Origin of the sequence: Candidatus Seribacter sulfatis, assembly GCF_964187635.1 — a bacterium.
Taxonomy (GTDB): Bacteria; Verrucomicrobiota; Verrucomicrobiia; order Opitutales; family Seribacteraceae; genus Seribacter; species Seribacter sulfatis.
This window is the reverse complement of the sequence record NZ_CAXLMO010000023.1, coordinates 1-14,274: the sequence shown is the minus strand read 5'-3', so window position 1 is coordinate 14,274 and position 14,274 is coordinate 1. Positions and strand designations below refer to the sequence as shown.

Genomic DNA, 14,274 nt, shown 5'->3' with positions numbered 1-14,274 from the left:
AAGTTGATTCCCTATAAAAGTTAAAACTTGGACGGAGGAGCAAGCCGTAAAAAATCGGATTGCTTTACATATTGTCCATTTGAGGTCCTTTTATAGACTGCCAGTGTCCAGGGGATTTCTGATATAATTCTTTTAATTCGTTCCGCAGAGTCCAAGGGAAGCGAATTAATAATATCTTCCTGCTTGGCTAAAATCTCTTGATTAATCGAAGCAAAATTTTGAACCCAAAATTGATATTGCCTAATCTCCGATTCCTTTTCCTTGTAGATTATATTTTTGCCTAAGTCTGAAATTGTCGAAAGAGCCAGACCCAAAGTTTCAAAAGTAAGCTTCGTGGGAGGAATCAATTCTCTTTGCTGATTCTGATAATTTTTGTAGTACAGGTCAAAAGCTTCTTTTAACTGCGGATTCGATAACCCACGAATTTCTTTATTGATCGACCCGAGTGGATTCTCAACGGAGGGCGAGGCAAGTTTAGAACGGATACCCTGCAGGTTTTTCAATAATTCGCCCTCGTTTATTCCCAATGTTCTTTCTGTGCGAAGAATTAAGGTCAAAAAGTCAAAAAGCAATTTCATATCTTTCAATGCCTTGTCCGCTTTATAATTAAAGTCTTTTTGTATGCTGTCCGAGATGTATTGGTCCACCACTTCGCCTAATTGGGTCCAGTACAAAGAAAAAAGGGCAGGGTCAGAAAGTAATTCTGCATTATTATAAGCGAGGTCTAGTTCTCCTTTTAAATTGTTAAATCGAACCTCATCCCAGGAATAAAAACTTTGCTGAATCAATAAAAGGGGTAATTTGTAAGCAAAGGAGGAAAAGGGGGTACCAGGCTGAAAGGTAAGCAAATTAGGGTACTCACTTCCATAAGTTACTAAATTTTTATAAACTTCAGGGTTCGGAAATGCACTGCCCAACTGACTTAATTTCTCTTCACACCTCTGCCTTTCTGTAAGAAAATCTTCTGAAATCCCACGAAAGTAATCTAAGTCCAGTTCAACCTGTGCATCCAAGGGACGGGATGGGTTTAATTGAACTAGTGCAGTCGGTAATCCCGCTAATTTCATCGTTGTAGAATCGATAAAATCACGCCAGACAGGTTCGTTAAAGAAAACCTTTGAGGCATGAGGGGAATTGGGCAGAACTGAATAAGTAAGGTGTAATTTATTCTCCCCCTCCGATAAAAATTGAAACATTCCATCGCGCAACAACTCGTCAGAAACGGATAACGCTTTTCGAGTCAGGTCATAATCCTGACCCACTTCTGAAAGGTCTGTCAGGTTGGCGTGTTGATGAGATAATAAAAATAAATCAATACATCCACCAGCGGAAGAAAGCAGGGGCAATCGAATAAGCTTTCCATTGTTTAATGAATTCCAAGCGTGATTAGAGCCATATGAAATTTCAATGCTTTTTCCTTCCGTTATTTCAAAATCAAAGGAATAACTCTGCCCGGACTTAAAAGATATGTTGGCAATTTTGACTGGGTCTAAAGGGTGCTGGCTCAATTTATATTCATAGCTGAATTCCTCGACAAGAGACTCTTTCTCAAACTGATTATTAGTAAATAATGAACCTTTCTGGTAGTCCGTCATCCAGGCAACTGGATTAGTCGATTTCTTCGCTAACTCGCGAAATAAAGAAAGCAAAATATCGGCCGTTTCGGAATCGTTATAAACGAATGACTTTTTAGAATTATCAATTCTCCATTTTCCATTATTTTCCACTCCCGGTATCCAAAAGAGGAATTTTTTTTCTGAGAGTAAAGAACTGGGAGATAAAATAAGTTCTTCAGCCGATGGACGAATTTTCTCTTCCGGAAACTCAAAATCAAGAAAAGTAATTTCCTCACCATCCTCGCTTAAGCGAATATTTAAATCGATTCCCTCTTCTCCTTTTTCAAGAAAGTCGAAGAGGTCTTTCATTTTTGCACTCTCGTCTTCTTTGAAGGTGTAGGCTTTTCGACTAGTACCATTTACTGGTAATTGAATCCTCATTTGTTCGGGTTCAAAATAAGCAGAGCCTTTTCCTTTTACTTGCTCAAGTACCATTGGCTTTCCCCTCTGCTTGGCAGTGTTGGCAAGATTTGAATCATCAATCTTTTTATCGTCCGGTAATTCAAAGGGTTCGATGTGAACGACCCGCGATCCCTCAAGCCTAAGAGTAAGGGGCGTTTTTTGCCCGGACTGTAAAAGTTTGTTTAACTTTCTGAGCCTGTTTGCTTCGTTGCCTTGGGCACGACGTAAGTCATAGGAAAAAGTTTCATCCCCCACTACGAAGGAGACCTGATCCCCCTCTTCAGAAATGGCAATTGTTTCCTCCTCATTAAAAGATATTTGCTGGGCTCGACCACGATCCTCGGGGGCAGGAGCCATAGAGAGTTCATCAAAAACAATCTCTCCCTCCCTTTCTGTAAGCACTACTTTTAATTCATCCCCCTCCTGACTTTTCTCCAAAGTTTCTTCAAACCGATCAAATTGGTCGTCATTAATATTAATCTGGAAAGGTTCATCGGTTCCCACATCAACACTAACCCAGCGTAAATAGGGGTGCTTTTGGGCAATTTTTAAATATTCAATTTGATCCAATTGAGCAAATGCACCGGGAACGATAGAATTTACAGTTGAAAGATTATCCCCTTCATCCTGTTCTTGTGTTACCCTATTTACTTGATTTACAGGGGGTTCCTCTTTTTTAAACCAATCTCCAAGGTTGTACGCCAATCCTACAATTAATGCACCCAGCAAGCACAATGCGGTCGAAATAACAGCTAATTGCAATAGCCAGGGTCTTTTCTTTTTTTCTTTTTTGGTGGAAGCCTCCTGAGCCTTAACGGTCGACCCACTCGGAGCGGTGCTCAAGTATCCTGAATTTGCACCCTTAATTTGCTCAACTTGTTTTTGACTGAGAGGAGAACGGGTATTGGAAGAGGTTGCATTCTTCACTCTCTTAGTAGGGGCAACGTTCGGACCTTTTCGAGCCACATGGGCAAGAGCGGGGTCCACCTCATCTGCAATTGAACTGGATGTCCAATTTCGTAAATCAATGTAATTTCGCAAGCCTCCTTGTTTCAATCGTTCTCCCGCCGGCTGTCCTTCAATCCCGACCCAGGCAAAAGATTTTATATCATCATTCCCCTGTAAGAATGTGGTAAAGGAATAATCCCATGCATCCAAAGATAACTTCAACAAAGCAGAAGATTCAGCAAATAACTGTAATAAATGTTCACTTTTTGCGGGGCTATTTTCTAAGACAATGGGAGGGACCAATCCCGGAGAAACAAGGGTCGCCGCATTGCCTGGGTCATTGGTAAAACTTAACCAATTTTTACAGGGTATCAATCCGCTGGATTTATAATCAGTTAGGGTAATTTCCTCCCCAGGCGTTAGATAACGTGCATCCTCCTCCCACTTACTCTTCCATCCATTCCAATTAAGAAAAATCTCTGCGGGGGATGGACAGGTAGCAATTTCAAAGCCATCCAAAATTAAATGATGGGCCAAGTAGTTGGTTCGATTGGTATAATCAAGCCCCGCGTCACAAATTTTAGTGAGAACATAAAATTCCTCGGACCCTAATATAATCTTTCGAAAAATTGAGATTGCAACCCGGGTGCCTCCCGCTTGCTGTCCAAAATCATAGACACTCAACCTTTCGAGTTCCCGGACGAGCCGATGCCTTAAGTCCTTGTGCCGAGCAACGGTACAATAACCAGTACGTCCAGGTTCTAAACCCTGGGGCGTACTGGTAAAAATGAGTTGTTGAGCCATTAAAGGAAACCCAATCTAATTAGGTACCGGAGACTACGGGCAACAATTCTGGTTCGACATGATGAAGTACCCACAAGGTAGGAATTTCTACCATTACAGGGTCCAATTTGTCTGGATCTGGGGCAATGTATTTTTGTCCATTTAATTCAACCCGCTCAGGGCTGTGCCCAAATGGACTCACAGGGAAATAACGTACATTACGGGAGAGTGCTTCGGAATTGGCCACTATCGACGGATGCATATCCATCATGTATTCCCGTAAAATCTCGGAATTCTTCTCTACAATATCAAGGTCTAATTTCTTATCCTTAACAGGCCAAAGAATTCGCTCCCAGTCCAATTGGTCGCGCAAAATATCACACTTTCCAATCATCACCGCAAGGGGTACATCAATTTTATCTGCAATGCTGATATTTTGATTTTGTTTTACCCGGATTTCCAGTTCAGCCATGATCGTATCTTGCTGGTCCAATCTCTTCCCTCCTCCATCCATAGAAAATTGCGGGTCATCATGCCCCTTAAGTGCACGGCGAAATTCCGGACTGGCCACTGGGTCAAAAAGAAAAAAGATACCCGAAGAACTCGCTACATGCAAAGTACCCGGGCTTTCTTCGTTGGTAATCCCCGGTTCAAAGTGTTCCCCTGCATTATCATAGAAAATGAGCGAACAATCATGTCCAGTACCCCGTGGGTCAGATAAACTGAATATAAATGGACGGGGTAATGCCACTACTCGATCGTGCCTCTGTAATCGTTCATACATTTCACCCTCAAGTTGAGTTTTGATCAACATTGCATCCGCTGAACTACTCCCCGCGAAGAGTCGATTTTTCATTGAGTTTAAAATCGCATTACAACTCGGGTCCGCATCACGGAAAGCAATTCCAAACTCTCTAAAAAGGGTTCGTTGTAACTGACGGACTAACACACTGAGGTAGTAAGATTTACCCGAACTTGGTGCCCCCACAATAGAAAAAATATGGTGAGATACATCCATAAAACCGGGGGGCAGTTTTCGGTGACAATGGACACAGGCAACATCAGTAGTGGGTAACCCCATTGCATCCATCGCTTGTCCCTTTGAATTAAACTCAGTTGGTACGAAACGAAGCATTGCATCTTCTCCCAATTTACGGTCCCCTCTTAGGTCTTCATGAACCGCAATACTGAGCACATCGGCCCGATCAAATTTTAGCCAACAAGTCGGACATGTAAATTCGCCACGATCCGGATCAACGACAATTTCCTCTTGGTATAATGCCTCTTCTTCCTCTTCCTCCTCCTCAGGTCTTTGCAAGAATTCCACCAAATGAACCACCCAGAACGGAACATCTAACCCAACTGGTTTGATCGCACATTCTGAAAGATCCGCACCAAATTCCTGTATCTTTTCTAAAATTTCATATCGACTACACTGTGCATAGTCTGTGCCCGTGCGTCCGTTTGCAAGGATCCATTGACCTTTTTGAATCTGATCCGCCCAAGACTTCGGATCCTTTCCAGCAAAGACAACTAATGGATACCCCATAAATTGAAGGGTACAAACTTCATCGTCTTCCACATTAAAAGGCTCTGCAAATGGACCCCCATTTACCAAAAGGCGCTCATCTCCTTTTTTATTCGGTACAATTCGAAAGGCACTGCCCGACTTCTTGACCATACAGGCTCCCTCCCACCCTTCTCCACCGGGTACTTGCCAGTCTGCATTTCCCATGCATCCCACAATAAAGGGGAATTTATCGAGCATACGAAATTGCCCTTCAATGCAATCGTAAATACCTATGGTGCTTTTCTTACCAAGCATAGTTAAAAAAATGTGTTATATTCATTGAGAGATAAAAATAAATTATAAATCCGATGCTAGTGATTTTTCGTGCTTTATGGCAAAACAATTATACACGATATGGTTCCTAAAATTTCAACCTTCTTTTCGTTTGATTCCACCCGGATTTTCTTCCTTTAGTTCTTCGGGAAGAAATTCATCCGGAAACCCCTGATAGCAGACGGGTCTCGCGAATCGTAAAATGGCTCCAGTCCCCACCGAGGTTGACCGACTGTCTGTGGTAGCAGGATAAGGCCCCCCATGGACAATTGATTCGCACACCTCTACTCCTGTCGGAAATTGATTAAATAAAAGTCTGCCCGCTCTCGTTTCCATCAGGTCGAGTAAGTTTTCATGCTGGGGTAACATTTCTTTATGACCGAAAAAACTGGCCGTTAATTGGCCCTCCATTTCACGGGCTACTCTTAATAAATCTTCTTTATCTTCGTAAGAAACAAGAAGAGTAGTGGGACCAAAAACTTCAGTTGTTAATTGAGGATTTTTCAAAAAACACTCAATACTAGTGTTTAATACACAGCTACTTGCATCGCAACCGCCATTGCCATCTTCCGATAAGTCGCTCAGAACGAGTACCTCAACTCCCTGTTGTTTTACCATTTCCTCAATTCCCTGGGCATAGGATTCGCGAATCCCCTGGTGCAACATCGCGACTGGAGTATAGTCCTTCATTTTTTCAACATAGGAATCCCGAAATTTTTTCCCGTCTCCATTATTGGGATAAAATACAATTCCTGGATTAGTACAAAATTGTCCCCCTCCCAAGGTGGCTGAAGCATATAATCCATCGGCAATATTCTCCATTTCATCCGATTTCAATTCAGGAAGTAAGAAAAGGGGGTTGATACTGCTCATCTCTGCAAAAACGGGAATTGGCTCTTTTCTCTGAGAGGCTAGATCAAAAAGAGCACGACCACCAGAACGAGAGCCTGTAAAACCAACTGCTTTGATTACTGAATGAGTCACAAGTGCTTGTCCCACTGTTCTACCCTCACCAAACAGAAGGGAAAATGCCCCCTCCGGCAATCCACTTTCTTTTTGTGATTGAACAATTAATTTCCCCACTATTAAAGCAGTGCCTGGGTGGGCATGGTGCGCCTTGACTATCACGGGGCAACCCGCAGCCCAGGCAGAAGCCGTATCTCCTCCAGCCACTGAAAAGGCTAATGGAAAATTACTGGCACAAAATACTGCAACGGGGCCAATCGGTCGAAGCATGGCACGTAAATCGGGCTTGGGCAGAGGAAGGCGATCGGGAACCGCTCGATCAATCCGCGCATCAACCCAGGAACCCTCTACGAGTAAATCTGCAAACATTCGTAATTGACCACTGGTTCGGCCAGTCTCGCCACGAACCCGAGCTTCTGGCAGACCAGTCTCAACAGTCATAACCTCGACAATTGAATCCACTGCTCCATCCAACCGATCGGCCAATAATCGTAGAAATTCTGCTTTTTTCTGACCCGAAAGTGAAGCCATGGGCAGGGATGCCAATTGAGCAAGTTCACAGGACCGCTGGACATCACCTTCCGACGAATGCGAATATTCTGTGCCCAATTCACTTCCCGTTTTCGGGTCTACCGCACGAAAAGTTGAACTCGTCTGTTCTCCTCGAGAAAAACCAATTAATGAAGTTTCAGTCATAATTATATAATTGTTTAATTTAGTAAGCTATTCCACGGAATTTACTAGAGTACCGATAAGATCAATCGAAATCGAGACAACATCGCCCGATTGTAAAGTAAAGTTATTACTCGGTACGATACCAGTGCCAGTCATTAAAAAAACCCCTTGTGGAAACGAGGTCTCCCGAAAAAGAAAACCGATTAATTCATTTGGCGTTCTTTTCATTTCTGAAAGTGTCGTCTTGCCGGAAAAAACTTCCTTTTCTTCACGATGAATCAAAATGGATATAGTAGTGTCCAAAGAAAGAGGTTCTGGTGGAACATACAAGCAGGGACCCAAGCAGGCACATTTATCAAAAGTTTTAGCCTGTGGTAAATACAATGGATTCTCTCCCTCTATACTCCGGGAGGAAACATCATTCCCAACCGTGTAGGCCACAACCTTTCCCGATGTTGTTGCAAACAAAGTTAGTTCTGGTTCTGGGACATCCCAATCGGAATCCTTGCGAATTCGAAAATTTTGCCCATGCCCCACTACCCTGCTTGGAGTGGCTTTTAAAAATATCTCCGGTCGGTCAGCTTGGTAAACCCGGCTGTAAAAATCTCCACCACCAGCATCCCGGGATTCCTCCATCCTTGCTAATCGACTCGAGCGGTAGGTCACTCCTGCTGCCCAAACTTCTTGTACCCCGACAGGAGGGAGCAAATTAATCAAAGCTTGTTGAGGGTCAGAAATAGAACTCCCCCTTTGCCATTCCTCCTCAAGGCACTCCCACAAATTATCGTTATTAATCAGAGAGTTCCAATCATCAATATTGTTCACAAATCGATGATCTTCCTCCTTTTTAATAATAAATCCGTCACCAGTTTTATACAAATGCATCGTTCAACAAATAAGAATGAAAAAATGAATTTACTACTTTCTTACAGACTTTGTAGCAAGGGGTAATTCATGGCAAACTACCGATTTGTCATCTCTTGAGAACACTCGATTATTAGAATAGGCGGGATGGGCCCAAGTTTTACCGATAATTTGGTCACGCCAGTATTCGGTATAACCCTCTTTTCCTAAGTTGATAAAAACAAGTTCTCCATAGGCATTCAAAGCAAGTGCGTCTCCCGCTTCCTGCTCCGACCATACGATGCTTGCCTGGGGATTTCGTTCAGACGGAGTGAGTTGATGTTGATCACGCCAGAGAATCTTACCGCTTTTCAATTCAAATGCAGATAATCCACTGGATCGATCAAGAAGAAAACAAATGCCCTTCCGATATAAAGCCTGCGACATTAAACCTCTCAAATTAATCTCGTCTGACCAGAGGATTTTGGCATCACCGAGCTTTTCCCCCAATAGAATCGCACGAGTCCCATGCCAGTATCCACTTACCAAAATAATGTCTTCGTGATAAATTGGCTTAGTGATAGAGACTCCGTATTTCACCTCATATGGAACCTCCCAGTACGCCTGTCCTCCTCCAATCGGTAAACCCATAATTCGATTTGGCCCCCAACATATTAATTGCGGTCCCCCCTTCGATTCTATCAACAATGGAGGAGCGTATCCCGCACCCTCATCCCTTCCCACCTTCCACTTCGTTTCACCATTCGCCTGGGACAACGCCAAGACAGAACCAGTGGGTTGACAGCCAACATGGAAAAGAACTTCACTCGCATGAGGCTCGGGCGAACTCGAAAATCCCCAGATTGGAACAGTGGCATTTTCCTCTGCCACCAAATTACGCATCCATATTTTTTCTCCTGTTTGCGAATTAAAGGCGAAAGCATGTCCCCTGGCTCCTAAAGTAAAAACTCGCCCGTCTTCAACGGTAACGGAAGACCGTGGTCCTTTCCCGTACCCCATATCACCATAATCAACCGGGTAGGAAAAACTCCATACCTCCACTCCTGTACTCGCATTCAGACAAACTATTCGTTCCATCCCCTTCCCCTCCTCAGAATTCGGCCGATCCATTAGGTAAAGAAGTCCATCCTGTATCGTTATTCCGGAGTAACCCGGAAACACTTTAGTTTTCCAGACTCGCTTAAGACCGGCAGTCGGTAACACTCTGGAAATCTCAGGACCATTCCATGTTCCATCTCCCTGCGCTCCCCTCCATCGTGGCCAATCACCGTGCAGAAAAGATTGTAACGCAAGAGAAAGAAGGCAACAGATTGGAAGAAAGTGCCTATTCATTTTTCCCCGATGATAAATACAACTGTAATCGGTCTGCCAATTTGGCTCCGATCCCGTCTAGCTCCTGGATTTGAAGAGAGGTGGCTTTTCGCAATTTTTCAATCGAACCAAAATGGGTTAGTAGTGCCACTTTCCTAACTGCACCAAGTCCTTTAAAGTCATCTAAAATGGACTCTTTTATACGCTTGCTTCGAAGATCTGCATTGTACTGGTTTGCAAATCGATGTGCCTCATCTCGAACTTGTTGTAACATTCGTAATCCCAAGTCCCTCGGGTCTAATACCATTTCCTCACGTCCGTCCGGAAAAACAATGCTCTCCTCGCGCTTTGCCAAACCTATCATTGGAGGTGGGTCAATTTCCAACGAAGTAAATGCCTTTACTGCAGAACTTACCTGCCCTGCCCCCCCGTCAATTACGACAAGGTCAGGAAACTCACGGCCGGCTTTAGACAATCGGCCATACCGCCTGCCCACTACTTCCTCCATCGATCGAAAATCATCATTTCCTTCAAAACTTTTTATCTTGTAACGCCTGTAGGAACGGCGATCTGATTTCCCCGAGACAAATCGGACCATTGAGGCCACCACAAAGGTGCCAGACACATGAGAAATATCAAAGCATTCAATGACCGCAGGTGGACGATCCAGCTCCAAAACTTCACGCAAGCGTTCCAACCCATGCCAATTCCCATCCTCCTGCTTGGGCCATTGCTTGGTAAACCTTCGAGTTTTTTTAATCGTTTTGGAAAGTGCATCCGCTAAATCCCGAAACTCTGCCGCTCGTTCAAATTGCATCGCCTCGGCATGCTTTTGCATCTTTTCTCGCAGTTCTGCCAGCCAACTTTTTGCTTTTCCTTCCAAAAAAGAACAGGCCTCTTCCACGCGCTCGCGATATTTTTCCTGAGTGGTTTCATTATGTCCGGCAAAGATCTCCGCTCGTGCATCATCATACAATCGAAAGCGACCGTCCTCTAATTTTACAGGATTGGCGTCCGAGAGAAGAATTCCAAATTTTTTTCGCATTTCGGAAAGAGTCGACCGTAAAAAACCGGCCTGTGCAAAGGGTCCGTAATAATGAGAGCCGTCTTCTTTTTTATGTCGACATAGGCGAAAACGGGGAAGCTCATTCTGCAAATCAACCCGAACCAACAAGAATTGTTTGTCATCTGTAAAGTCAGTATTGTAACGAGGTTTATATTCCTTAATTAATTTACCCTCCAGGAGGAGAGCCTCGGTTTCATTTTTGGTTTCATGAATCGAAATTTCACAAACCATTTCTACCATAGCGGCAATTTTAGGTTGTGCCCGCACAAACCTACGGGAACCCTGAAAATAACTGCTCACCCGTCTCTTCAGATTTTTGGCCTTCCCCACATAAATAACATGACCCAATCGGTCCTTCATTAAGTACACACCTGAGCCCTGGGGAAGGGTTCGGATAAAGCTATGAAGTTCGAGTTTCTGATTTTGCATTGGCAATCTATAAAATCTTGAGTATTTTAGAAGTTGGCAAGAATACAAATTATAACCTCTGATCCTAAATACAACTATCTATGAGTTCTAACATACGCGTCGAGACAATTACCCTCGGCGATGAACTTCTCCTTGGTATTCGTGAAAATACTCACCTTACTTATCTAGGCAACCAACTCGCCCACCACGGCCTGGAACCCGCCGCCAATTTAGTGATCCGGGATAATCCGGAAGATATTCGTCTTTTTTTCTCCGAAGCCTGGAAACGGTCTGATTTAGTGATCACCACAGGTGGCCTCGGTCCAACCACCGATGATATTACCCGGGAAAATATTGCCCAGGCACTGGGAGAGGAATTAGTTTTTGATCCAGTAATTGAAACTGCATTAAAGGATCGATTCAAACAACTTGCACGCCCCATGCCCGAAATAAACCTCAGGCAATGTTACCGCCTGGGGAATTCAGAAATTTTAGAAAATCCTTACGGTACTGCTCCTGGAATTTGGCTTAAAAAAGATAACAAAATTCTCGTCATGCTTCCCGGGCCCGCTCGCGAAATGCATCCCATGTTTGAAGAACAAGTGATTCCCCGACTACAAAAAGAAGGCATTTTCCCGGAGATTGATTGTTACTTACAAATTCGTACTGCCGGTATTGGGGAATCCACCGTGGCGGAAAAAGTGGAGCATTTATTCGAAGGAAAAAAAGGTCTCATTATTGGCTACTGCGCACATGCGGGCATGGTTGACATTCGATTAAGTTCACTGGATTCAGATAGTATTAACGATCAAGACTTGCATAATCTAGCCGATGCCTGTCGTGATGCATTGGGCGAAGATTTTGTCTGCCTGGGCGATCGTACAATTGCCGAAGTTATTTTTCGCGAAGTTCGAAATTTAAATAAGACTATTGCCGTGGCAGAATCCTGTACCGGTGGATTACTTTCCTCCTCCTTTACTGAGATCCCCGGGATTTCAAAAGTCTTTCATGGCGGTGCAGTTTGTTATCACAATGATGCAAAAGTTCAAATGCTTGATGTTCCGGAAAGCATGATTGAACAGCATGGGGCAGTCAGCGAGGAAGTGGCGATTGCTATGGCCACTGGTGCCTGTGAAAAATACGGGGCAGATTATGGTCTCAGTGTAACCGGCTTTGCTGGACCAACAGGGGGCACACAAGTGCTGCCAGTCGGTTCAATTTACCTCGGTTATGCCTCTCCTGTTGGAGTATGGGCTAAAAAAATTCAACTTCGGGGAGATCGGGCATCCAACCGCAGGCGGGCTGCAACGGCCGCACTGGATTGGATGAGAAGAAAATTACGCAAGTATAAATTGGAAGAAGTTTTTGCCGCAGCGGAGTCAGGCGAATTTAATATCTAGTTCATCCGAGACTCTCCCTTTCACACTCACTCCTCGGCAAAATGGCAAACGGTGGATTTTTTGTAGTCTTAGGAGATGATGACTTTTTAGTTCGTCAGCGGGCAAAAGAAATTTTTGAAGAACACATCGATCAATTTCCCGATGATCTTTCCCGCGAACAAATTGATGGTCGGGCAGATCGGGTCGATGAGGTGGAAAGAATTTTAAATGAAGCCCGTACTGCCGGGCAAACACTCTCCCTTTTTGGCGGAGGAAAACTGATCTGGATTAACGAAGCAAACTTTCTCAACCAGACCAAGGTGGGGGCGGCTCAGGGTTCCAAAAATGCCCTCGATTCAATGAAACCATTTCTCGGAAATCTAGGAGACACTGTCCTTATTTTATCTGCCTGCCCGGTTCACCGCGGGCACAGCTTTGTAAAATGGTTACAGAAAAATTCCACCTATGAAGATGTGGCCAAACAGGAAAAGGAAGATGTCGCATTTCGACGCCTCGTTCAGGAAACAGCGCAAGCCTGCGAGGTAACTTTTGCCAGTGGTGCCCTCGAATTCCTCGCCGGTAAGATTGGAGCACACTCCCGCCTCGGAGTGGAAGAGACAAAAAAATTAGCATCCTACCTCGGAGAAGAGGGTGGTGACATTACCGAGGAATTAATCATGCAACTCGTTCCCGATTTTGGAGAGGGCGATTTTTTTGAAGCCACGGAGGCTTTCTTTTCCGGTAATTTGAAGTGGACACTCGAGGCAATTGACCGGCACTTTTTCCATGCCAAAGATGCCCGTCCACTCCTCAGCAACTTACAAAACCGCAATCGCTTACTCATTCAACTTCGCGTCCTAGTGGATGGCAAAGAAATTGATCCCAATGGCAGGCTGGGAAAAGACCAACTCGAAAGAATTGGTCAGAAACACGCTCATCACTTCTCCGGATCGGGAGATAAAACGACACTCAATCTCTTTTCACAAAACCCTTGGTTTTTAGGTCGTCTGCTCCCCCTTACAAAAAACTTCAATACCCGTCGATTAATTGACCTGCAAGCCGACCTGATCGGAGCCTTTGAAAAACTCCTATCTCAAGGCAAAGAGGAACAACCTAATATTATTAAAGACTTAGCCATCCGCACCCTTACAAAATAATTAAGTTTTAGAACTAATTAAAAAAAATTATAAACTGTGCTTAAACTAGCTTTTTGCTTGGCTAAATTAGGTCTGCACTTTTAAAAGGTAAGATGCATAAATATTTTTTCTTAATTATTTTTTCTAGTATTTCGGTTTGGGGCAACGATGCGGTTTCGAACAAAGAACTCTTGGCCAAAATTGAATTAATTTCCAATAGAGTGAAACAATTAGAGCAAAGAATTCAATCAGTTGAAAAAGAAAATAATCAACTACGAAAAGAAATTGTTAAATCTACACAAACCGATGCTTCTAAGCTTACCGACCTTGCCCAAATTTTACCCAGCGATCCAGATCAAAAGAAATCATTCCTCGATAAATTACGCTTTGAAATCAACAGCAATGCCGACAAAGCATCCGGTCCCTGGGTAAATCCTGAAAATTGGAAAAAAATGAGAAAAAGAATGTCTTATTATGAAGTTCGGAAAGTATTAGGTACACCTACAAGAATAAAACCATCTGTTAAACCGAACATTGAGCAAATATATTACTACAGTGGCGATTTAAATGCAGATGGATCCCAAGAAGAAGGTACTGTAAACTTTTCTGACAAACGGGTAGTCTCTTTCGAGTCACCCTTCGGCTAACCAAAACCTGCCACCGATACCGTTCACATATTTCCTATCATTAACAATTCCTCACCAGCCCCTCTAAATACATGAAACTTAAATTATTTATCGTTTTTCTAATCTCTAATTTACTCTGCGGACAAAATACTGAGACTGACCCCAATTTGCTCCCAAGAATTGAAGCTTTAGAAAAAAGAATGGCTGTCCTGGAAAAAGCAAACTCTCAAACCCAGCAGGATTTGTCGCTG

9 protein-coding genes are annotated in these 14,274 nt (G+C 43.6%); 3 read left to right on the top strand and 6 right to left on the bottom strand.

Translation table 11 applies throughout. From position 1 onward, the window contains the following. Nucleotides 1-20 precede the first annotated feature (20 nt). The 6 genes from ACKPQ5_RS03015 to ACKPQ5_RS02990 form a co-directional block, all read right to left on the bottom strand. A complete protein-coding gene (locus tag ACKPQ5_RS03015; RefSeq protein WP_407677616.1) occupies nucleotides 21-3,770 on the bottom strand; it encodes a GAP1-N2 domain-containing protein in 3,750 nt (1,249 codons plus the stop codon). A gap of 19 nt (nucleotides 3,771-3,789) precedes the next feature. Continuing rightward, on the bottom strand, nucleotides 3,790-5,517 hold the full coding sequence (locus ACKPQ5_RS03010) for a hypothetical protein (RefSeq protein WP_407677615.1): 1,728 nt from the start codon (nucleotides 5,515-5,517) through the stop codon (nucleotides 3,790-3,792). 171 nt (nucleotides 5,518-5,688) lie between these two features. Beyond that, on the bottom strand, nucleotides 5,689-7,254 hold the full coding sequence (locus ACKPQ5_RS03005; RefSeq protein WP_407677614.1) for an aldehyde dehydrogenase (NADP(+)): 1,566 nt from the start codon (nucleotides 7,252-7,254) through the stop codon (nucleotides 5,689-5,691). A gap of 27 nt (nucleotides 7,255-7,281) precedes the next feature. Then, nucleotides 7,282-8,118 (bottom strand): fumarylacetoacetate hydrolase family protein, encoded by an 837-nt coding sequence (locus ACKPQ5_RS03000; protein WP_407677613.1) that lies wholly within the window; start codon nucleotides 8,116-8,118, stop codon nucleotides 7,282-7,284. Between the two features lie 33 nt (nucleotides 8,119-8,151). Next, nucleotides 8,152-9,429, bottom strand: a complete 1,278-nt coding sequence (locus ACKPQ5_RS02995) for an outer membrane protein assembly factor BamB family protein (RefSeq protein ID WP_407677612.1) — start codon at nucleotides 9,427-9,429, stop codon at nucleotides 8,152-8,154. Next, on the bottom strand, nucleotides 9,422-10,903 hold the full coding sequence (locus tag ACKPQ5_RS02990) for an excinuclease ABC subunit UvrC (RefSeq protein WP_407677611.1): 1,482 nt from the start codon (nucleotides 10,901-10,903) through the stop codon (nucleotides 9,422-9,424). Before ACKPQ5_RS02990 ends, ACKPQ5_RS02995 begins: the two co-directional genes overlap by 8 nt. A gap of 80 nt (nucleotides 10,904-10,983) precedes the next feature. Here ACKPQ5_RS02990 and ACKPQ5_RS02985 point away from each other — a divergent pair, with 80 nt between their 5' ends. The 3 genes from ACKPQ5_RS02985 to bamE all read left to right on the top strand — a co-directional run bounded on the left by ACKPQ5_RS02985 (nucleotide 10,984) and on the right by bamE (nucleotide 14,044). Then, nucleotides 10,984-12,282 carry a competence/damage-inducible protein A gene (locus tag ACKPQ5_RS02985; RefSeq protein ID WP_407677610.1) on the top strand — a complete coding sequence of 433 codons (1,299 nt, stop codon included), beginning with the start codon at nucleotides 10,984-10,986 and terminating at the stop codon, nucleotides 12,280-12,282. A 41-nt stretch (nucleotides 12,283-12,323) separates the two neighbouring features. Beyond that, entirely contained in the window at nucleotides 12,324-13,418 is a 1,095-nt protein-coding gene (holA, locus tag ACKPQ5_RS02980) for a DNA polymerase III subunit delta (protein ID WP_407677609.1), read from the top strand. A 92-nt stretch (nucleotides 13,419-13,510) separates the two neighbouring features. Next, complete coding sequence (gene bamE, locus ACKPQ5_RS02975) at nucleotides 13,511-14,044, top strand: outer membrane protein assembly factor BamE domain-containing protein (RefSeq protein ID WP_407677608.1); 534 nt, start codon at nucleotides 13,511-13,513, stop codon at nucleotides 14,042-14,044. Nucleotides 14,045-14,274 lie beyond the last annotated feature (230 nt).